This window comes from Amycolatopsis thermophila, from assembly GCF_030814215.1.
GTDB lineage: Bacteria > Actinomycetota > Actinomycetes > Mycobacteriales > Pseudonocardiaceae > Amycolatopsis_E > Amycolatopsis_E thermophila.
In genome coordinates this window covers 6,752,815-6,771,135 of sequence record NZ_JAUSUT010000001.1, presented here as the reverse complement: position 1 = coordinate 6,771,135, position 18,321 = coordinate 6,752,815, and the positions used below count along the sequence as shown (strand labels likewise).

At 70.2% G+C, this 18,321-nt stretch carries 20 protein-coding genes and 1 pseudogene; 15 read left to right on the top strand and 6 right to left on the bottom strand.

The window, feature by feature from the left end:
- The first annotated feature begins 7 nt into the window (after window positions 1-7).
- The 6 genes from FB470_RS33170 to FB470_RS33145 are packed head-to-tail and all read left to right on the top strand — an operon-like array spanning window position 8 to window position 5,979.
- The gene (locus tag FB470_RS33170; protein WP_306998024.1) at window positions 8-877 is read left to right on the top strand and encodes an FAD binding domain-containing protein; all 870 of its coding nucleotides are present in this window, start codon (window positions 8-10) and stop codon (window positions 875-877) included.
- A complete protein-coding gene (locus FB470_RS33165) occupies window positions 874-3,279 on the top strand; it encodes a xanthine dehydrogenase family protein molybdopterin-binding subunit (protein ID WP_306998022.1) in 2,406 nt (801 codons plus the stop codon). Before FB470_RS33170 ends, FB470_RS33165 begins: the two co-directional genes overlap by 4 nt.
- Window positions 3,276-3,773, top strand: coding sequence for a (2Fe-2S)-binding protein (locus FB470_RS33160; RefSeq protein ID WP_306998020.1), 498 nt, complete (start codon window positions 3,276-3,278; stop codon window positions 3,771-3,773). Before FB470_RS33165 ends, FB470_RS33160 begins: the two co-directional genes overlap by 4 nt.
- Window positions 3,770-4,432 carry an SRPBCC family protein gene (locus FB470_RS33155; RefSeq protein ID WP_306998018.1) on the top strand — a complete coding sequence of 221 codons (663 nt, stop codon included), beginning with the start codon at window positions 3,770-3,772 and terminating at the stop codon, window positions 4,430-4,432. The genes FB470_RS33160 and FB470_RS33155 overlap by 4 nt, the downstream gene beginning before the upstream one ends.
- On the top strand, window positions 4,419-5,102 hold the full coding sequence (locus FB470_RS33150) for an isochorismatase family protein (RefSeq protein ID WP_306998015.1): 684 nt from the start codon (window positions 4,419-4,421) through the stop codon (window positions 5,100-5,102). Before FB470_RS33155 ends, FB470_RS33150 begins: the two co-directional genes overlap by 14 nt.
- A gap of 1 nt (window position 5,103) precedes the next feature.
- Window positions 5,104-5,979: an alpha/beta fold hydrolase gene (locus FB470_RS33145; RefSeq protein WP_306998013.1), complete on the top strand. Its 876-nt coding sequence runs from the start codon at window positions 5,104-5,106 to the stop codon at window positions 5,977-5,979.
- 527 nt (window positions 5,980-6,506) lie between these two features.
- Here FB470_RS33145 and FB470_RS33140 read toward each other — a convergent pair.
- Genes FB470_RS33140 through FB470_RS33130 form a run of 3 tightly spaced genes read right to left on the bottom strand, consistent with a single transcriptional unit; the run spans window position 6,507 to window position 8,352 of the window.
- Entirely contained in the window at window positions 6,507-6,914 is a 408-nt protein-coding gene (locus FB470_RS33140) for an arsenate reductase ArsC (RefSeq protein WP_306998011.1), read from the bottom strand.
- Window positions 6,911-7,987, bottom strand: a complete 1,077-nt coding sequence (arsB, locus tag FB470_RS33135; protein WP_306998009.1) for an ACR3 family arsenite efflux transporter — start codon at window positions 7,985-7,987, stop codon at window positions 6,911-6,913. Before arsB ends, FB470_RS33140 begins: the two co-directional genes overlap by 4 nt.
- A complete protein-coding gene (locus tag FB470_RS33130) occupies window positions 7,984-8,352 on the bottom strand; it encodes an ArsR/SmtB family transcription factor (protein ID WP_306999610.1) in 369 nt (122 codons plus the stop codon). The genes arsB and FB470_RS33130 overlap by 4 nt, the downstream gene beginning before the upstream one ends.
- Before the next feature lie 91 nt (window positions 8,353-8,443).
- Between FB470_RS33130 and arsM the strand changes: the two genes are divergently transcribed.
- Both arsM and FB470_RS33120 read left to right on the top strand, forming a co-directional pair.
- Window positions 8,444-9,247 carry an arsenite methyltransferase gene (gene arsM, locus FB470_RS33125; RefSeq protein WP_306999609.1) on the top strand — a complete coding sequence of 268 codons (804 nt, stop codon included), beginning with the start codon at window positions 8,444-8,446 and terminating at the stop codon, window positions 9,245-9,247.
- Window positions 9,213-9,599 carry a hypothetical protein gene (locus FB470_RS33120; protein ID WP_306998007.1) on the top strand — a complete coding sequence of 129 codons (387 nt, stop codon included), beginning with the start codon at window positions 9,213-9,215 and terminating at the stop codon, window positions 9,597-9,599. Before arsM ends, FB470_RS33120 begins: the two co-directional genes overlap by 35 nt.
- A gap of 349 nt (window positions 9,600-9,948) precedes the next feature.
- Here FB470_RS33120 and FB470_RS33115 read toward each other — a convergent pair whose 3' ends face one another.
- The gene (locus tag FB470_RS33115) at window positions 9,949-10,152 is read right to left on the bottom strand and encodes a hypothetical protein (RefSeq protein ID WP_306998005.1); all 204 of its coding nucleotides are present in this window, start codon (window positions 10,150-10,152) and stop codon (window positions 9,949-9,951) included.
- Window positions 10,153-10,222: 70 nt separating this feature from the next.
- Window positions 10,223-10,528, bottom strand: a complete 306-nt coding sequence (locus tag FB470_RS33110; protein WP_306998003.1) for a hypothetical protein — start codon at window positions 10,526-10,528, stop codon at window positions 10,223-10,225.
- A 365-nt stretch (window positions 10,529-10,893) separates the two neighbouring features.
- Between FB470_RS33110 and FB470_RS33105 the strand changes: the two genes are divergently transcribed.
- From FB470_RS33105 to FB470_RS33080, 6 genes and pseudogenes are all read left to right on the top strand, one after another.
- The gene (locus FB470_RS33105; protein WP_306998001.1) at window positions 10,894-12,123 is read left to right on the top strand and encodes a nucleotide sugar dehydrogenase; all 1,230 of its coding nucleotides are present in this window, start codon (window positions 10,894-10,896) and stop codon (window positions 12,121-12,123) included.
- A 13-nt stretch (window positions 12,124-12,136) separates the two neighbouring features.
- Window positions 12,137-12,301: a hypothetical protein gene (locus FB470_RS33100; RefSeq protein WP_306997998.1), complete on the top strand. Its 165-nt coding sequence runs from the start codon at window positions 12,137-12,139 to the stop codon at window positions 12,299-12,301.
- The gene (locus FB470_RS33095) at window positions 12,285-13,706 is read left to right on the top strand and encodes a glycosyltransferase family 2 protein (RefSeq protein ID WP_306997996.1); all 1,422 of its coding nucleotides are present in this window, start codon (window positions 12,285-12,287) and stop codon (window positions 13,704-13,706) included. Before FB470_RS33100 ends, FB470_RS33095 begins: the two co-directional genes overlap by 17 nt.
- A 544-nt stretch (window positions 13,707-14,250) precedes the next feature.
- Window positions 14,251-14,541: a hypothetical protein gene (locus tag FB470_RS33090; RefSeq protein ID WP_306997994.1), complete on the top strand. Its 291-nt coding sequence runs from the start codon at window positions 14,251-14,253 to the stop codon at window positions 14,539-14,541.
- Between the two features lie 547 nt (window positions 14,542-15,088).
- The gene (locus FB470_RS33085; RefSeq protein WP_306997992.1) at window positions 15,089-16,057 is read left to right on the top strand and encodes a hypothetical protein; all 969 of its coding nucleotides are present in this window, start codon (window positions 15,089-15,091) and stop codon (window positions 16,055-16,057) included.
- Between the two features lie 434 nt (window positions 16,058-16,491).
- Window positions 16,492-16,611 (top strand): annotated as a pseudogene (locus FB470_RS33080) (DUF3817 domain-containing protein); the annotation flags it as partial.
- 19 nt (window positions 16,612-16,630) lie between these two features.
- Here the strand turns inward: FB470_RS33080 and FB470_RS33075 are convergent.
- Window positions 16,631-17,491, bottom strand: coding sequence for a LysR family transcriptional regulator (locus FB470_RS33075; RefSeq protein WP_306997990.1), 861 nt, complete (start codon window positions 17,489-17,491; stop codon window positions 16,631-16,633).
- A gap of 83 nt (window positions 17,492-17,574) precedes the next feature.
- Here FB470_RS33075 and FB470_RS33070 point away from each other — a divergent pair, with 83 nt between their 5' ends.
- Entirely contained in the window at window positions 17,575-18,300 is a 726-nt protein-coding gene (locus FB470_RS33070; RefSeq protein ID WP_306997988.1) for an SDR family oxidoreductase, read from the top strand.
- The last annotated feature ends 21 nt before the right edge of the window (window positions 18,301-18,321 follow it).

Here is an 18,321-nt window from a genome sequence, read left to right as displayed (position 1 = left end):
CGACACCGTGAAGCCCGCCGCGTTCGCCTACCACCGGGCGCACGACGTTCCCGACGCGGTCGGCCTGCTCGGCGAGCTCGCCGCGGCGGGCGAGGAACCGAAGCTGATCTCGGGCGGACAGAGCCTGATCCCGATGATGAACTTCCGGCTCGCCCGGCCCAGCGCCCTGGTCGATCTGGGGCCGCTGCGCCGGGATCCCGCCCTGACCCGGCTGCGGCGCGAGGGTGGGCAGCTGGAGATCGGCGCGCTGGTCACACATCGGGCGGTCGAGGTGGCCGGAGCCGAGCTCGGGCCGGACTTCGACGTGCTCTCCCGCGCCATGCGGTGGGTCGGGCACCTGCCGATCCGCTCCCGCGGCACCGTGGCGGGCAGCATCGTGCACGGCGACGCCACCGCCGAATGGTGCCTGCTCGCCCTCCTGCTCGACGCCGTGATCGTCGCCGAAGGCCCCGGCGGGCGGCGGGAAATCCCGGCCGCGGAGATGTTCCACGGGTTCTACACCACCGCCGTCGAACCGGACGAGGTCGTCACGGCGGTGCGCTTCACCCGGCCCGCGCCCCGGGCCGCGCTGACCGAGTTCGCCCGCCGCCACGGCGACTTCGCGCTCGTCGACGTCGCCGTCAGCCTCGGCGATGACGGCGGCCGGGTGGTCGTCGGCGGGGTCGCGCCCGCGCCCATCCGGGTCCCGGAAGCCGAGGCCGTCCTCGCCGGGGGCGATCACGGGCCGGACCTGTTCGCCGCGTGCGCCGACGCCGCCGCGGCCGCCGTCGACCCACCCGGCGACGACGCCGGCAGCAGCGCCTACCGCCGCCGGCTCACCCGGACCCTGGTCGTCCAGGCCCTGCACCAGGCCTGGCAGAAAGGAGTGACGCGATGAGCGACGCAGCTCCGCAGTTCGACGGGCGAGGCGGACGCTGGGTCGGCGCGTCGGTGCCCCGGCGGGAAGACCCGCGGCTGCTCACCGGCCGGGGACGCTTCGTCGACGACATCCAGCTGCCGGGCACGCTGCACGCGAGCTTCGTCCGCTCGACGGTCGCGCACGCCCGGATCACCGGGATCGACCTGTCGGCCACCCTGGCGGTCGACGGGGTCGTCGCCGCCTACACGGCGGCCGACCTCGACCTCGGCGACATCGTCGCGCTCCTGGACCGCCCGCCCGAGGAGTTCGCGCCGACCGCGATGCCGATCCTGGCCCGGGAGAAGGTGCGGTTCGTCGGCGAGCCGGTCGCGCTCGTCGTCGCCCGAGACCCCTACCTCGCCGAGGACGGCGCCGAACTGGCGGTGGTGGACTACGAACCCCTTCCGGCGATCGTCTCGGAGGAGACCGCGCTCGCCGAGAACGCCCCTCTGGTGCACGAGGAAGCGCCGGGCAACGTGCTGCTGGATGTGTCCATGTTCGACACTCCCGGCGTCGACGAGGCCTTCGCGGACGCGAGCGGATGCGTCGTCGAGGTCGTCACCCGTAGCGGACGCCAGAACGCCCTCCCGCTCGAAACGCGCGGGGTGATCGCGTCCTGGGACGACCACGACGACCAGCTGCTCGTGCAGATGTGCACCCAGGTCCCGCACCAGGTGCGCACCGCGCTCGCCCGCTCGTTGCGCGTCCCCGAGCGGACCGTGCGGGTCACCGTCCCGGACATGGGCGGCGGGTTCGGCCAGAAGTGCGTGGTCGGCCGCGAGGAGATCGCGGTGGCGGCCGCGGCCCGGCGCCTGAACCGGCCGGTGAAGTGGATCGAAGACCGCCGCGAGGCGCTGACGGCCGGGTTCCTGGCCCGGGAGCAGCGCTACCGCACCCGCGCGGCCTTCGACGCCGACGGGCGGATCACCGCGCTGGACGTCGACATCGTGTGCGACATGGGCGCCTACTCCTGCTACCCGTTCACCGCCGGGATCGAGCCGCTGATGGCGTCGGCGGAGATGCCCAGCGTGTACCAGGTGCCCGCCTACCGCGTCCGGGCCCGCGCCATCACCAGCAACAAGGCACCCACCGCGCCGTACCGCGGCGTCAGCCGGCCCCAGTACGTGATGGCGATCGAGCGGGTCATGGAGCGCGCCGCCCGCGAACTCGGCGTCGACCCGCTCGACATCCGGCGGCGCAACCTGATCACCCGGTTCCCCTACACCGGGGTCAACGGCATCACCTACGACCCCGGCACCTACCGGGAGTCGCTCGACCTGGCCGAAGCCACGCTGCGCGACGAGGGGTGGTACGAACTCCGCGACAGCGCGGCCGCCGAGGGCCGGCACATCGGCATCGGGTTCTGCTGTTTCTCCGAGCGGACCGGGTACGGGTCGGAGGCCTTCGCGAAACGGAAGATGACCGTGGTGCCCGGGTTCGACATCTCCGAGATCCGGATGGACACCACCGGCTCGGTCGTCGTCACCAGTGGCACCGTGAACCACGGGCAGTCCCACGAGACGACGCTCGCGCAGATCGTCGCCGACCGGCTGGGACTGCACGTCGACCAGGTGAAGCTGCGCCAGGGCGACACCGAGCGCATCGCCTACGGATGGGGCACCTTCGCCTCGCGGTCGGTGACCATCGGCGGCTCGGCCGTCGCGCTGGCGGCCACGCGACTCGGTGAACTGCTGTGCCGGATCGCCGCGCACCTGCTCGACACCAGCCCGGACAACGTCCGCCTCGACGGGGACGGGGGCGTGGTCCAGATCGACGATCCGGGCCGCCGGGCGTCGTTCGAGGAGATCGCCGACGTCGCCTACCTGCGCAGCCACCTGCTGCCCAAGGACGTCGAACCGACGCTGACCGCCACGGCGAGCTTCGACGTGCCCGGCGACGGCACCTTCTCCAACGCCACGCACGCCGTCGTCGTGGAGGCCGATCCGGGCACCGGTGGCGTCACGATCCTGCGCTACGCGTGCGTGGAGGACTGCGGGGTCGTGATCCACCCGAAGGTCGTCGACGGACAGTGCCGCGGCGGGATCGCCCAGGGCATCGCCGGCGCGCTGTTCGAGGAGGTCACCTACGCCGACAACGGCGAGCCGTCGGCCGCCAGCTTCATCGACTACCTCGTCCCGACGGCCACGGAGATCCCCGACATCACCGTGTCGCACTTGGAAACGCCGTGCGCGTTCACCGAGAACGGCGCCAAGGGCGCCGGCGAGGGCGGCACCATCGGCGCGCCGGCCGCGGTGCTGAACGCGATCAACGACGCGTTGCGCCACACCGGTGTGGAACTCGACACCACGCCGGTGCACCCGCAGACCGTGCTCGCCGCGCTCGACGCGGCGGCCGACCGAGAAATGAGCGTCCCGTCATGAACGATCGGCACCTGATCGTCCTGAACGTCAACGGCGAGGACCACGAGGCCCTCGTCGAGCCCCGCAAGACCCTGCTCGACGTGCTGCGCCACGACCTCGGCCTCACCGGCGCGCACGCCGGGTGCGAGCACGGCGTCTGCGGGGCGTGCACCGTCCTGGTGGACGGCGAACCCGTGCGGGCCTGCCTGGTGTTCGCCGTGCAGGCGGAGGCGGCCGACATCCGCACGGTCGAGTCGCTCGGCCGGGACGGTGAGCTGTCCGATCTGCAGGAGGCGTTCCGCGAGCACCACGGGCTGCAGTGCGGCTTCTGCACGCCGGGGTTCCTCATGCTCGCCGAGGGCTTCCTCGCCCAGCAGCCGGACGCGGGACGGGAGGAGATCCGCGAAGCGCTCTCGGCGAACCTGTGCCGCTGCACCGGCTACCAGACGATCGTGGACGCGGTCGCGGCCACCGCGGCCCGCCGCCTCGACACCGAGAGGGAAACTGCACCGTGATCCTGGAAAACCAGCTGTCCGTTCCGGCCGACCCCGACGCGGTGTTCGCCCTGATCAACGACGTCGAGCGGGTGGCGGGCTGCCTGCCGGGTGCCACCCTCGACGGGCAGGAGGGCGACGCCTACCTGGGCCGGGTCAAGGTCAAGGTCGGCCCGATCACCGCCGCCTATTCCGGCAAGGTGCGGTTCACCGAGGTCGACACCGCCGCGCGGCGGCTGCGGCTGTCGGCGCGAGGAGCGGACACCCACGGAAACGGGGACGCCGAAGCGGACGTGACGCTGACCGTGCGCGAGGCTCCCGGCGGCGCCGCCATCGACCTGCGCACCGACCTGTCCCTCCGGGGCAAGCTCGCCCAGTTCGGCAAGAGCGCGATCGGAGCCGTCTCCACCCGGCTGCTCGACCAGTTCGCCCGCAACCTCGCCGGCCAGCTGCGCGCACAGCCCGCCCCGGCCGGTGGCGCCGGTCCCGCACCCGCGGCGCCGGTCCCGTCGGGCGGTGGGGAGTCGCTCGACGGGCTGGCCATGCTGCTTCCCCCGGGCGCCAAGCGGTACGCCGCCATCGCGGCCGCCGCCGCACTCGGACTGTTCCAGGGCTGGCTGCTGGGCCGGATCCGCACCCAGGACAAACTGATCAAGGAGCTGCAGCGTGCCCGTCGATGACCACCACGGCCTGCACGGCGCGCAGACCGACGCCGTCTACGACCGGGCCGGGTTCGGCGCCACCGTCCCCCGTGGACAGTCCCCGGCCCTGGTCGTGGTCGACCTGACCCGCGGCTTCACCGAACCCGGCTTCCCGTCCGGAGCCGAGCTGACCGCCGAGGTGACCGCGGCCGCCGCGCTCGTCGCCGCGGCCCGGCCGCGCCACGTCCCGGTGATCTACACGGCGATCAGCTACACGCCGGCCGAGGCCGGCGGCGATGCCGTCGCCTGGCTCCGCAAGGCGCCCGGGATGCGCGCCCTGCGCGAAGGAAGTGAAGCCGTCGCGCTCGATCCCCGGCTGGACCGCCGCGACGGTGACCACCTCGTGCTGAAGAAGGGCGCGTCGGCGTTCCACGGAACCGGGCTGGCGGCGCTGCTGACCGGGCTGGGCGCGGACACCGTGCTGGTGTGCGGCGCCACCACGTCCGGGTGCGTCCGGGCGACGGCCGTCGACGCCGTCCAATCCGGTTTCAACACCCTCGTCGTGCGCGAGGCCTGCGGGGACCGGGCCCGCGGGCCGCACGAGGCCGCGCTGTTCGACCTGCACGCCAAATACGCCGATGTGATCGGCCTGGAGGACGCCGTGGCCTACCTCGGCGCGGTGGATCGGGCCGGCAGAAGGGTTTCCTGACATGATTTCCGCGATCCCGGCCGAGTCCCCGGCTGAGCGCACACTGGGCCAGCCCGCACTCGCCGACCTCGGCGACATCCCGGCGACCAGCCGCTGGGTCCGGTCCGGGCAGGTGCGGCTGCACCTGCTCGACTACGGGCCGGACGACGGCGTCCCGGTGCTCGTGCTGCCCGGCATCACCAGCCCGGCGATCACGATGGACTTCGTCGCGCGCGAGCTCGCCGACCTGGTGCGCCCGATCGTGCTCGATGTCCGGGGCCGCGGGCTGTCCGACAGCGCGGACACCGAGCCGGAGGGCTACGACCTGGCTACCTATGCCACCGATGTCGCTGCCGTCGTCTCGGGGTTGGGTCTGGAGCGACCCGTCCTGCTCGGGCACTCGATGGGGGCGCGGATCGCGGCCGCGGCCACCGCCGGCTGCGAGGTGCGCGGCACGATCCTGGTCGACCCGCCGATGAGCGGCCCCGGCCGCGGCCCGTACCCCACCACACTCGAGGCGTTCCTCGGGCAACTCGAGCAGGCCCGGCGCGGCACGGACGCCGACGAGGTGGCGCAGTCCTGGCCACGGTGGCCGCGGCGGGAGCAGGAGCTGCGCGCCCGGTGGCTGTCGTCGTGCTCCCGCACCGCCATCGCCGCCACCCACGCGGGCTTCGAGTCGGAGGACTTCTTCGACCACTGGCCCCGCGTGCCCGCCCCGGCGACCCTCCTCTACGGCGGCGACAGCCCGGTCGTGACGGCCGAAGGCGCAGCGGAAGCCGCCCGGGCCAACCCGTCGGCCGAGGTCGTGGAGGTCCCGGACGCTGGGCACATGGTGTTCTGGGACCAGCCCGAAACCGCACTCACCACGCTGCGGGAGGCACTGCGGAAACTGCTCTGAGGCACCCGCCCGCGAACCTTCGACGAAGCCGCCACTCTCGGTCGTCATGTGCCAGCCGGTGCCGCATCCGGCACTTGACACAGCGGTTGCCGTTGCGGTCCCAGCCGCCGTCGTTGTCGAGCATGCGAGAACCCTGGGTTTTCGGCGACAACGCCGTGGTCGGCTGGCGATGCCCCTCTCGGAAGGTCTACGCCGGCGCGAGCCCGGTCCGGGTCAGCGACGCCAAGCCAGGTGCTGATGCCGCTGTCCAGCCTGCCGAGGTACTTGCTGTGCGACGCGGACATTCAGCACCTGGACCGCGAGCTCGCCGAGCGGCGCCCCGCCTGCTGCACGGTGCCTGCTCCGGCGCCGGCGCAACCGGTGTTTGGTCCTTCACCGAGCCGCGTCCCGCGGCAGCCCGCTCTCGGCCGGTTGGGCCCGTGGCGTTCTCCGGGAAGGCCGTGCTCGATGGCGCGGCCCGCCACTCGGGATGCCCGATCCTCACCAGCCCGATGAGCGGGTGGGCGCGCACCAAACCCCTGGCCGGATCACGCTCGTGCGGGCACGAGTTCGTCGAGCAGGGCGCGCACGCGCCGGTCGATCTCGTCGCGGATGGGACGTACCGCGTCGACGCCTTTGCCGGCGGGGTCGTCGAGTTGCCAGTCGAGGTAGCGCTTGCCGGGGAAGACGGGGCAGGCGTCGCCGCAGCCCATGGTGATCACGACGTCGGCCGCCTGCACGGCCTCGGTGGTCAGCGGCTTGGGAAATTCCTTGGACAGGTCGAGACCGAGTTCGGCCATGACTTCGACGACGGCGGGGTTGACGGTGTCGGCGGGGGCGGATCCGGCGGAGCGGACGGTGACGCGTCCGGCGGCGTGGTGGTCGAGCAGGGCGGCGGCCATCTGGGAGCGGCCGGCGTTGTGGACGCAGACGAAGAGGACTTCGGGTGTGGTCATGGGGTGGGCTCCGGCTGGGTGAATCGGCGGCGCAGGGCGAGCGAGACGTAGACGAGCGCGACGAGGACCGGCACTTCGATGAGCGGTCCGACCACGCCGGCGAGGGCTTGGCCGCTGGTGGCGCCGAAGGTCGCGACAGCGACGGCGATGGCGAGCTCGAAGTTGTTGCCCGCCGCGGTGAAGGCGAGCGTGGTGGTGCGCTCGTAGTTCAGGCCGATCGCCTTGCCGAGGGCGTAGGAGCCGGCCCACATGAGTCCGAAGTAGACCAGCAGTGGCAGCGCGATGCGGGCGACGTCGAGCGGACGGCTGGTGATTTCGTTGCCCTGCAGGGCGAACAGCACGACGATGGTGAACAGCAGCCCGTACAGGGCGATGGGCCCGATGCGCGGCAGGAAACGGGACTCGTACCACTGGAGCCCGCGGGCGCGTTCGCCGAGGCGACGGGTGAGGTAACCGGCCACGAGCGGGATGCCGAGGAAGATCAGCGTGCTCTTCGCGATTTGCCAGCCCGGCACGCTCAGCGCGGTGGTGTCCAGGCCGAGCCAGCCGGGCAGCACCGAGAGGTAGAACCAGCCCAGCACGCCGAACATGATCACCTGGAAGACCGAGTTGAGCGCGACCAGCACCGCGGCGGCCTCGCGGTCGCCGCAGGCGAGGTCGTTCCAGATGATGACCATGGCGATGCAGCGGGCCAGGCCGACGATGATCAGGCCGGTGCGGTACTCGGGCAGGTCCGGCAGGAGCAGCCAGGCCAGCGCGAACATCAGCGCCGGGCCGACCAGCCAGTTCAGCACGAGCGAGGGCCAGAGCAGTTTCCGGTCGCGGGTGACCGAGTCCAGCCGGTCGTAGCGGACCTTGGCCAGCACCGGGTACATCATCACCAGCAACCCGAGCGCGATCGGCAGCGAGATCCCGTCGATGGCCACCGCATCGAGGGCAGTGCCCAGGCCGGGGATCCAGCGTCCGGCCAGCAACCCGAGGACCATCGCCCCGCCGATCCACACCGGCAGGAACCGGTCCAGCGTGGACAGCTTGCCGACAACCCCGGCGGGCGCCGTGTCGGTGGTCGTCACGCCGTCACCACCGAGCCTTCCGCGGGGGTGAGGACGGCCGAGAGCCGGGCCAGGGTCTGGGGCTGCACGCGGTAGTAGATCCAGGTGCCGCGCCGCTCGCCGGTGATCAGGCCGGACTCGCGCAGCACCTTGAGGTGGTGGGAGATGGTCGGCCCCGTCAGGTCGAAGGTGCCGGTCAGATCGCACACGCAGGCTTCGCCGCCGTCGTGGGAGGCGATCAGCGACAGCAGCCGCAACCGCACCGGGTCGCCGACGGCCTTGAACACCTTGGCCAGGTCCGCGGCCTGTGCCGCGGACAGGGGCTCTCGCACCAACGGTGAGCAACACTCGGTCCCGGCGTCCACCATCGGCAGCTGTTTCGACACGCCCCTATCTAAACAAACTTCTATCTTGACGTCCATCGATTCAGGGGTTGTCATCGACGGGCATCGATATTCGGGTGTGGAGGTGTTTCAAGTGAGTGAGCAGACGCGGGAGCTGCGTGAACAGGTGCGCGAGCGGTACGCGGAGGCGGCGGTGCGGGCGAGCACCGGAGCGGCGGCGTCGTGTTGTGGCGGCGGATGCAACAGCGAGGTGCCCGACCTGACTGGCGGCTTGTACGACGCGGCGGCGCGGTCGTCATTGCCGGCTGAAGCGGTGCTGGCCAGCCTGGGCTGCGGCAACCCAGTGGCCGTCGCGGAGCTGCGCGAGGGCGAGACGGTGCTCGATCTCGGCTCCGGCGGCGGCATCGACGTGCTGCTGTCCGCGCGGCGGGTGGGCCCGGCGGGCAGGGTGTACGGACTGGACATGACCGAGGAGATGCTCGCGCTCGCACAGGCCAACGCGCAGCAGGCCGGAGCGGCGAACGTGGACTTCCTCAAGGGGCACATCGAGGCGATCCCGCTGCCGGCGAACCGGGTCGATGTGATCATCTCCAACTGCGTGATCAACCTGTCGGTCGACAAGCCCGCGGTGTTCGCCGAGATGTTCCGCGTGCTCAAGCCCGGCGGGCGGCTCGGCATCTCCGACGTGGTCGCCGAGGACCAGCTGACCGTCGCCGAGCGGGCCGAGCGCGGCGAGTACACCGCCTGCATCGCGGGTGCGCTGAGCTTCGCCGAGTACCGGTCCGGCCTGGCCGAAGCGGGGTTCACCGACATCGAGATCACGCCGACGCACGAGGCGGCCGAGAACATGCACTCGGCGATCGTGCGCGCGGACAAACCCGCTGGCCGGCTGACCGGCGTCGTTGGGCCAGCTGCGCGAGTTCGGCGAGCTGGTTGACGAGCGCGTCGCCGGCGGCGGCCCGGTCGGTGAGCCGGGTGCCGTCGCGCAGGGTGAGCGCGAACGCCTCGCCGCGGGTGGGCGGCACGGTCACCGCCGCGCGCCGGGTGTCGGCCAGTCTTTCCTCGAGTTCGGGCACCCGGGCACGGGCGTCCTCGACCTGCCGGTGCAGCCGGGCCCGGTTCTGGTCATGGGAGCGCTGCAGCCGTTCCAGGCGGGTGGGTTCGGCCTTGGCTTCGGCGTGCTCGATGACCTCGGGCCGGCCGGTCGCCAAGGCCTTGACCTCGTTGTAGGACAGCGCCGCGTCGCCGATGTCCTCGATCTCGCGCACATCCAGGCGTCCGGCGCATGACCTGGGCGATGAACTCGGCCTTGCGCGACACCGTCTGCCAGGAGTAGGCGTCGAAGCTCTTCTCGGTGATGTGGCGCAGGATCCGGACGCTGTCGTGGGCGTTGACATAAACGTGGCCCCCGTGCCGTCTCAGCGCGGGGGCCACGTCCTCTCGGATCCCGGACGAAGAGTTCGGAGAGAGCTTGGGGCCAGCCAGAGCGGGCGTTTGAGGGAGCAGTCGGCATACGCACATCCCGGCGCCCGCTCTCCGGCCGGATACACCCGCCTCGCCGGGGTGGTCGTCGACGAAGAAACAGCAACCCGACCGACCTGGGGCAGGTGGGGGCGACCGTGGTTGTCCCCACCGTGCCTACTCGTCGTCGGCTTCGAGGTGGGCGATCGGCCGGTCGGCGACCTGTGGTTCGGTCAGCTGGGCCAGCTCGTCGGGTTCGAGGACCAGGCTGTCGGCGTGGTGTGAGGCGGGTTCGCCGTAGCGGCCTTCCAGCGCCCGGCACAGGAACTCGTGGTCGTCGCCGAGCTCGGCGCGGGCCTTCTTCACGGCAGCGGTGTTCATCGGATCTCTCCTTGGTCTTCGAGTTTGTGGGGCTGGTGGCCCGCCCGCTGCGGGGCGTGCCACCTGCCGGTCAGGCCGCGAGGGCATTGAGGTCGCGCGCGGCGGGCGGGGTGACGGCGTTTCCGGCGAGTTTGACCTGCTCGCGCTTGTTGCCCAGGAGCACGAAGTCGTGCCGGAAGGCCATGGCGAGCTTGATCTCGTCGGGCATGAGCATCCGGAAGTAGCAGTCCTCGACCTCGATGTCGGCTTGCAGCAGCGCGTCGCCTTCGACGGTGGCCTGGGTGGGCATCGGCTCGGCGATCCGGCGGGCGGTGCCGGTGTCGTAGGCGAGCAGAGCTAGGCGCCTCGCCCGCGCAGCCTGCCTCCAGCAGCGCATCCAAACACGACCCGGAGGGGGCGGGCGAGGCCGTGGCAGCCTAACAGCGCGTTCCTGAGCGTCCGCCGAGTTTTGGACCATTCGAGTGAAGTTGAACGTCGATCAGGAGCGCTCTGTGATGGATCATCATGGGAAAAGATCCCATGATCCACCTGCTGGTATCTGCCGGGTGAAGATCGAATACCGCCGGTTTGTTGCCGATTTACGAGGTTGAACGCCGTTAACGTCCGATTCTGTGGCGGCGATGAAGGGGCTGACACAGCGAACAAGATCGCTGTCAGCGCATCCAGGGGAAGTTCATGACCTCTGTCCTCCTGCCCCAATCAGGTGATCGATCTGATGGGGTTCCTGTCACGCTCGACTCCGTGGCCATCGTCGGCCTCGGGTACGTCGGGCTCCCCACGGCGCTCGCCTTCGCCGAAGCCGGTCGCCAGGTCGTCGGCTTCGACATTTCGGAGAGCCGCCTGGCAGATATCAAGGCTGACCGCGCCGATCTGTTGGCCAGTGACCACCAGCGTCTTGCCCGGCACCTGAGCGAGCGGCTGGAAATCACCAACGAGCCGACGCGGCTCTCCGAGGTGGGCGCGATCGTCGTGTGCGTTCCCACGCCCGTGGACGAGCACCTCGTCCCGGACCTGGGGCCGCTGCACGATGCGTGCGTCATGGTTGCCGAGGCTGCGATGCCCGGCCAGACGATCGTTCTGACCTCCACCACCTATGTCGGCTCCACGCGCGATCTGCTCGTGGCCGAACTGGAGGCGCGCGAGCTGTTCGTGGGCCGCGACGTCTTCGTGGCGTTCAGCCCCGAGCGGATCGACCCCGGTGATGCCAACCACGTGCCGGAGCGCACCCCTCGGGTGGTGGGTGGCGTCACCGACGAGTGCACCCGTCGAGCAATCGGGCTGCTGGCCGACTCGGCGCCGGTGGTGCACGTGGTCTCCTCGCCGGAGGCGGCCGAGGCCACCAAGCTCCTGGAGAACACGTTTCGGGCCGTCAACATCGCCTTCGCCAACGAGTTCGCCAGCGCGGTCCGCTCCCTCGATCTCGACCCGATGGAGATCATCACGGCGGCGGCCACGAAGCCGTTCGGATTCATGCCCTTCTATCCTGGCCCCGGTGTCGGGGGGCACTGCATCCCGTGCGACCCGCACTATCTCCTCTGGGAGCTGCGCCGTCGCCGCGTCAGCTCCCCGATCACCGAGGCCGCGATGACCGCCATCGCGCACCGGCCGCTCGACGTGGTGCGTCGCGCCCAGGAGGTGCTGGCTGACAACAGCATCGCGCTGTTCGGCGCTCGCGTCCTCGTGGTGGGTGTGGCCTACAAGCCTGGCGTGGCCGACGTCCGCGAGTCTCCGGCCCTGGAGATCATCGCGGAGCTGAACCGGCGCGGCGCCGACGTCCACTTCACGGACCCCTTGGTCGACCAGATCCGCGTCGGCGAGCACGTGATGACCGCCGATGCGCCGGAAGGGTCGTGGGATCTGGTGATCGTGCACACCGCCCATCCCGGCCTCGATCTGGACTGGCTCGCCGACGAGGAGCTGGTTCTGGACGCCACCTACCGACTCACGCTTCCGCACCTCCAGGTGCTCTGACCCGAGGAGAATCGTGTACACCCCTAAGCTCGCCTACACCGGCGCCGCTGGCTTCACCATTGCCGGCATTCACTTCGGCCTGGAATGGATGGTGGCCATCGCCGTCGCCCTCATCGTCCTCGGGATCGTGCTGTACCGCTTCGGCTCTCGACGGAGGCACCGTGTCGACAGCAAGTAAGTCCGGCCGGTTCTGGCCGCTGCTGGCCTGTGTCGTCTCCGTGCTCGCCGCGACGGCATGGACGACCTACTACCACTTCGTGTGGGGGCACTCAGAGCCCACCAGCGTCACCTTCTGGTTCTACACGGTGGCGACCGCGATCATGATCTACTACCTCGGGGCGGCGGTGATCGGCCGCAAGTTCACCCACCTGCCGGTTGCGAAGGGGTGGGTGGTCGCGATCGTCCCCACCTACAACGAAGAGGCCGAGCTGCTGCGCCGGACCGTCATGGCCCTGGTGCAACAGACCCGGCCGCCGGATGAGATCCACGTGGTCGACGACGGCTCCGCCGTCCCGGTCGAACCGTTCCACCACCCGCTGGTCACCTGGCACCGCCAGACCAACCAGGGCAAGCGGCACGCCCAGGCCAACGTGCTGAACAAGCTCGACCGGCGCAAGGTCGACTACATCGTCACGGTGGACTCGGACTCCGTGCTGGACAAGCACGCCCTCGCCCACGTCCTGCGGGCAATGTCCAACGATCGGATTCAGGCGGCCACCGGCCTCACGCTCGTGGAGAACCGGCACCGGAACCTGCTCACGCGGATCGTGGACCTGGAAATGGTCACCTGGTGCATGGTCACCCGGGTAGCCCGGTCCATCCTCGGCGCGGTCGCACCGACGTCGGGCATCCTGGCCATCTACCGGGCCGACCTGGTCTACGACAACCTGGAGGACTACGTCACCTCCGGCACCGCCGGGGACGACCGGCGCCTGACCCACTACGCACTCCTGCGCGGGCAGGTGGTCGCCGTCAACGAGGCCCTGGTGCACTCCGCACTGCCCGAGCACCTGGGGCAGATGTGGCGGCAGCGAGTCCGGTGGTTCAAGAGCTACTGGCGCTACGTCGGCTGGGAGATCGAGCACTTCCCGCTCATCCCTCTGCTGTTCCGCGCATACGGCATGATCTTCACTCTGGTCAGCCCGCTGGTGTACGCCTGGGTGCTGATCCTGCTGCCCGGACAGAGCAAGCTCGTGCTGATACAGGGCTTCGGCTACTGGGTGATCATGACCTGGGCACAGACCGCGATGTACGCGGCGATGCGGCCGGAGATGAAGCTCGGCACCCGCCTGACGGCGTGGATCTTCCTCACGCCACTGGTGTCCCTGGTGAACCTGCTGCTGATCCGCCCGGCCATGTACTGGGCGATTTTCAAGGCCAAGGACCAGAGCTGGATGACTCGCACGCCCGAGGACCTGGCCACCGCGATCGAAGACGAACCGACCCGGCAGCTCGCGCCCGTTGTCTCGACCAAGCTGCCGACGCGGATCGTTGCCGCAGTCGAACTGGCGACCGAGGAGACACGCATTCTGCCCGCAGTCGGCTACCTACCCAAGCATCCCTTGGTAGAGGCCAAGTCGTGATTGGACAGCCCGTGAAGTAGCAAGCCCACACCGGCCCTCGTGTCCTCGCGATACGGGGCCCGCTCTCATCGAGCACCACGATAGTCCATTCGAGTGGATCCGAGTGTCGGCACTACTTATGTCACGGGAGAAAATTCCAGCGCAGAGCCTGTGGACGCTCGGAATCGGACAGTCAGGCAGAGATTTCTCCACACCGGAGTGTTCCTCCTTTCGTTCGCATCGGTCGCATGTGGACGTCTCCCACTTGCTGATAGCTGGCGCCCCGCGTGACACGCCAGCAGTCCAGGGGAGTTGACTGCATACACGAAAGTTGCGAGCCCTCCAGGCCTTTTGGCGCACGATGCAGCAGCACCGGCCGATTGTGTGATCACTGGCCCTACGTGGTACGCATGCCCAGACACTCAAATGGAGCAGCCAGTGGCAGAGCGTTTCGCCCGAGTCCCTCGCCGTGTATTTCAAGAGGCGCGAGGCGGCGGTGCGCAAGCGCCCGCCTGACCCGGTCACGCTGACTCGGCTGGCGAATGCCATGGGGTGCCACCCGCATGTGCTGTACGAGGCCTTCATGCGCGATCTCGGCTACCCGTTCCCCGGCGAGTGGTCGCTGGACAAGGTCGCCGTGGAGGCGGTGAGCGAGGAGCTGGACGACCACGCGCTGGCCAGCCTGCGCCGCTACGCCGAAGAGCGGTGGGTGTCGGAGAAGAACGACCCGTTCCACGAGAGCCTGCCGGACCGGCCTACCATTCGCGCGATCATGGAAGGGCTGACTTCGCGCCGCCGGGAGATGGTGCGCCGCTACGCTGAACGGCTGTGGTGGCGCCTCGGGTCTCGGTGCTGAAACGAGCAGGTAGATGGGGCGTTAGCGTCTTCCAGAACCGGCAGGATCCGGGCTCGACGTGGACCAGGCGTAGCCGCGGCCGCGGGACAGCGCGGCGAGCACCAGCAGCCGCCCCAGGTGTCCCACCGGCGGTCGAACCGAACCTCGATCCGGCCTGGTGTGCGCCGGGCGAAGCCCGAGCTGGTCGTGGAGGTGGAGCCGAGGGTGCGACGCGGTCAGCGCTCGGCCTGCTTTCGCGGCACTCTCGGCAGCCCGGCTGCAACGCCGCAGCGTCGCAGCCGCGCGCGAGCGCGGCTCCCTTCGCTGGGTACCCCACCTCGCAGGGTATTCGAACGCCTCCGCCTCGCGGCGCCGACCGTCCGCGCTGGTCAGTCGCGCATCCACTGAGGCTACTGGCGCCGGGTTGGATTCATCTGTGTCGTGTTCGCGGTGACCATCCACGATGGTCTTCGGGCTGTCCGGATAGCTGCTGCCAGAATCTCTCCTTGAGCGTGGACGATCGACCCCGCAAATAGGACATCGGACGGCTGGCACGGACTGGGGAGACATGTGGGATCTGCTACACGCATGGCGTGAATGGCTCGCAGGCCAGGACACCGCCCAACTCCGGGTGTTCGGGATCGTGGTTCTGTGGTGGGGGCGGCTCGGGAAGACACTCGAGTTCCTCGGCGGCCTCACCGTCGTGATCGACCTACTGGGCCGGACAAGGATGGAAGCCGTCCACACGCACCTGCGGAACAGGCGTATCCGGCTCGTCTCGACCATGCGGCGCTGGCGCACTGGACGCCGGAGATCCGCGCGGTCGGTACCGGCGAAGCTCGTCCACCCTCCTGGCCTCATCGCGTTCCACCGCATCGGCGCCATCGCGTTGGTAGTTTTCGCGGAGATAGAGTATTGGGACGTTACCGGTTCGGCCGCGGCGCAGACACTAGGAAAGCTGTCTCTCGTATTCGTTGGCTGGATGCTCGGCGTGGGTTTCGGCGAGGTCGCGTATGTGATCAGCCTGGTGCTCCTCAACGGGCTCGTGGGAATGACGCTCCACCTGCTCGCATCCAGCAAGGCGCCGGCGATCACGAAGCTGACGGCGTTGCATGTCACGCTGCGGGACTGGCGTGCCCAGTTACGCGCCCGATGGCAGGGCGAACACGTTCCGGCCACGGGACCTCCCAAACCGCCCCCACCGCCGCCGGGCGACCCAGCAGGTTTACGGGCGTTCGTCATCGCGGGCGCTGTCGTGGCGGGCTTTCTCGTGTTCGCCGCCGCGCACTACGAGGACACCTCACCCAACAACGACCCGACGCCAATTTTTGTTGTCGTGGTAACGATCGCCGTCGGGGTCATCATCGGTGGACTCCTGGGTGCCGTCGGATATCTGGTGTGCCTGCTGCTGCTCGAAGGGCTAGTGGTGACCACGCTCGGGAACCTGAAAACCCGCGCGGGCCTGGAGACCCGGTTGAAATGGATCGGTCTCACCCTGTTCGCCGTCGGGTTCTCGATGGACCTGCTCTCCTCGTGACGGCGCCTGCCCGGTCCTCGATGCCGCGCACCGGCGTTGGAACCCAGCCACCCGAGCTGTACCGGCCGCCCGCGCTGGACGCTGGAGTGGCCTCACCCGACGAACCGGCACCACATGGACCGCGGCGCCCATCAGGCCCTCGGCTTGTCGCGCCACCCGGAAGTTGGTTGCGCGGTCCACCCGCGGCCATCGGCCGCGCTGGGGCAGGCGTCGAGTTCAGCTGGCCAGAGGTCCGCAGCGGGCAGCAGGCTCTTCCACCGGGTTGGGTTTAGGGGATTGCTTGGGCGAGTACCGCATCCCGGCGGGGGAGTTCGTCCCCCAGTGGGGACTCCGGTGGTGGCGGCATGACCAAGGCTCAACCGCCGATCCGGGGACGTCGAGCGTTCACGAGGTGCTGATCGGTGTGGCCGTGCAAGCTATTACCCCACGTGCCCCCGCCGCTGTTCGCCCGGTGGTTCGAGACGTGGGCGCTGCGCACCGGCAAGCTGGACGGCCCGGAGCGCCTCACCTACGGCGGCACCGGCCTGATCGTCCGGGACACCGTCTCCGCCTGATCTTCACCGCTTCGTGCTGTCACGGGGTCTCGTAGAGCCCGACCGCTGAGCGGACGAGTGCGGCGACCGCAGGTGAGCGGCTGCTCGCCGGCCACGCGAGCACGGTCGTGACCTCCGGCGCGTCGACGACGGGCACCGCCACGTGCTCGGGCCACTGCCAGGCGCGGCTGGATGCGGGGATGACGAGCAGCGTCCGTCCCAGTGCCACGAGCTGGGCCAGCTTCGACTGCGTGCGCACCTCCGGCCCGGGGCCGGGCGGATAGGTGCCGTCGAGCCGGGGCCACCGCGCGATCGGCAGGTCCGGGACGTCGCTGACGTCGGCGAGCGTGAGTTGCTCGCGTGCGGCGAGCGGGTGCGCCGCGGGCAGGATCGCGACCTGGCCTTCGACGACGAGGTCTTCGGTGTCGAAGCCGGCGAGGTCGTCGAACGGGCGGTGCATGATCGCCACGTCGGCCTGCCCGTCGCGCAGCAACCCGGCCTGCTCGCCCACTTCGCACAGGAGGACCTCGACCGGCGGCGCGCCCGGTTCGGCCGCGACGGCGTCCAGGAGCCTTTGCAGGAGTTCGTGGGACGCCCCGGCTTTCGTCACGAGCACCAGCGGCCGGTTCGGGCCCGCGGCGCGGCGCGTCCGGCGCGCGGCGGCCGTGACCGCGTCGAGGGCCACCCGCGCCTCGCGGAGCAGCACCCGGCCGGCGTCGGTGAGCGCCACCCCGCGACGGTCGCGGTCGAGGAGCCGGGCGCCGAGCCGCTGCTCCAGTTGCCGGATGGCGCGGGAGAGCGGCGGTTGCGCGATCCCGAGCCGCTCCGCGGCGCGGCCGAAGTGCAGCTCCTCCGCGACGGTGACGAAGTACCGGAGCTCGCGGGTTTCCAGATCACGCACGATTCCGAGTCTACGGTGTGATACCTGGGGAGTATCAGAAGATAGTCAACTGGTCTTGGACAGCGCGTTCCCGCGCGCCGAGCATGGGCCGCGTGAACGACACGAAGATTGCGCTGGTCACCGGCGCGAACAAGGGAATCGGTTACGCGATCGCGCAAGGGCTCGGCGCGATCGGCCACAGGGTCGCCGTCGGAGCCCGCGATGACGCCCGCCGCGAGGAGGCCGTCGAGCGGCTGCGCGCCGTGGGCGTCGACGCGTTCGGGGTGGCCCTCGACGTCACCTCCGACGACAGCGTCGCGGCGGCCGCGGCGACGATCGAGCGCAGAGCGGGACGGCTCGACGTCCTGGTCAACAACGCGGGCATCGGCGGCCGGACCGACGACGGCGCGCAGGACCCCACCACGCTTGACCTGGACGTCGTCCGGACCGTCCTTGATACCAACGTGTTCGGCGTCGTCCGGGTCACGAACGCGATGCTCTCGCTGCTGCGCCGCGCCGGCGCGCCCCGCATCGTCAACATGTCCAGCAACATGGGCTCGCTGACCCTGCGGACCGGCCCGGTCATGGCCGCGTACGCGCCGTCGAAGTCGATGCTCAACAGCATCACCGTGCAGTACGCCCGCGCGCTCGCCGACACGAACATCATCGTGAACGCCGCCTGCCCCGGTTATGTCGCGACTGACTTCACCGGCTTCGCCGCGCCTCGGACTCCCGAACAGGGCGCGGCCATCGCGATCCGGCTCGCCACCCTGCCCGACGACGGGCCGCGCGGCGGCTTCTTCGACGACGAGGGCGTCATCCCCTGGTGAGGGGGCCTCCCCGCGCCGCCA